Raw genomic sequence first — 1,724 nt, 5'->3', positions numbered from 1 at the left:
CAACTGCCGCTTTTTTACTCTGATCGCACCACAAAATTGAGCAGTTCTGCTCAAAAGCCGTTACCGGCACTATCTTATACTGTAAACTCATGAAAAAATTACCGATAGAAAACAAGCTTATATCGCTGCTATATAGTTTGTGACAAGGGATTAAACTAATCGTCCGAACTGCACAGCAATTTTCTGACATGCATTATCCCTGAAGAAGAATGAAACTCAACCAAAAACGTATAAATGGATGCAAGGAAATGCCTTCAGTCAGCTATGCGTTAGTCACAATAAAGGACGATAACGATGCTGCTTAAATATAGCTACCCCTCAGTCAAACGGTCTTCAAAGTTTACTGCACTCATACTCGGTACAGCGCTCTCTGGCTGCTCATTTATTGAACTAAACCCTGGAGCCAAGCACATCATCTTTGCCAATGACGAGAACTGCGAATTGATCAATACATTTGAAGCGAGTGTACCGACAGAAAACGCTTTTATTACACGAAGTGATAAAGCCATAAGTGAAGAACTTCAAATTCTGGCACAGAACGCAGCATTTGAGCAAAAGGCAAATGCGATCTGGCCAGAGTCAGAGATTCTTGAGGGAAAACAACGCTTCAAGTTACTGCGATGTGACAGATAAACAAGTGCTTACGAGTACTATACCAACGCAAACAACATGGCGAGCCACAACACTGCTAAAGCCATCATACTCGCAGCAAAGCTCGCAAACCTTAGGCTGACATTGTTGTTACCCAAGTGGACAAAAGAATGTACTAGCCGCAAAGCCACATACAACCAAGCAGCGACAACTGACACAAGACCAACGCTATCCGTGATATAAGTGAGTATAACCCCAACATAAAATAAGGGTGGTACCTCAAAGTGGTTATGAATATGGCGAGTGAGAATATGGAGCCTTTGCGGCTCCTGCCCTTCATTGTATGAACGATAGTACTTCATACTAACTTCACCGCGTTTAATTGCCGCAAAGCGTGTTAACCCTAGTTTAAAAACTAAAAAAGAGGTTAATAAAAACATCGCGATAGCGGGATAGATAATTCTAACTGTATCCATAAAAGTCTCGTCTATTGTTGTGGAGTACCTATCTATTGTGCGGTATTGACTAATGCACAAACGCAAGACCACATTCACATAAAGCGAGACCTTGGTCAATCACTTGTATAGACTTGAAACTCTGTAGATCACTCAGAGAAACAAAGCACCAGAGAGCCCTTAAGACTCTAACGACTCGATAAAAGCCTGCATAAACCTGGCCGCCTCTGCACCGCTGGCTGCGCGATGATCAAAGCTCAGCGATATAGGCATAACTCGACCAACCTTTATCTGTCCGTTTTCAACGACAGGCTCATCACGAATTTTCCCCACACCCATGATCGAAACCTGTGGCGGAACAATTATAGGTGTAGCGTAACGCCCGCTTAACGAGCCAAAGTTGCTTAGACTAATCGTTGCACCAAGTAGCTTTTGAGGCTTAATCGTACGGTCATGAACTGATTGAATCTGTTTCTTCATGATTTTTCTGATTCTAGCATCGTCTAGAGTTTGCACCTTTCGAATCACCGGAACGTATAAACCCTGCGCGGAATTAACCGCCACACCTAAATGAATATCTTCGAATAACTGAATACCTAAAGCTTCCTCATCAAACCAGGCATTGAGTATTGGCTCCTTCATACACGCAAAGACAAGTGCCTTAATACATCGGAGCGT

Annotated in this window: 3 protein-coding genes; 1 reads left to right on the top strand and 2 read right to left on the bottom strand. The window is 42.9% G+C overall.

Annotated features, from left to right (window positions below; translation table 11 throughout):
• The first annotated feature begins 294 nt into the window (after positions 1 to 294).
• Positions 295 to 633, top strand: coding sequence for a hypothetical protein (locus A3735_RS21545; RefSeq protein ID WP_068507198.1), 339 nt, complete (start codon positions 295 to 297; stop codon positions 631 to 633).
• Between the two features lie 17 nt (positions 634 to 650).
• Here A3735_RS21545 and A3735_RS21540 read toward each other — a convergent pair whose 3' ends face one another.
• The gene (locus A3735_RS21540; RefSeq protein WP_068510580.1) at positions 651 to 1,067 is read right to left on the bottom strand and encodes an MAPEG family protein; all 417 of its coding nucleotides are present in this window, start codon (positions 1,065 to 1,067) and stop codon (positions 651 to 653) included.
• A 159-nt stretch (positions 1,068 to 1,226) separates the two neighbouring features.
• The coding region (locus A3735_RS21535) for a 2-oxo acid dehydrogenase subunit E2 (protein WP_197485964.1) at positions 1,227 to 1,724 on the bottom strand (498 nt) is incomplete at its 5' end.

The sequence above is a fragment of the Oleiphilus sp. HI0061 genome, from assembly GCF_001635675.1.
The sequence above is the reverse complement of the archived record's forward strand: the minus strand, read 5'-3'. Positions and strand labels throughout refer to the sequence as shown.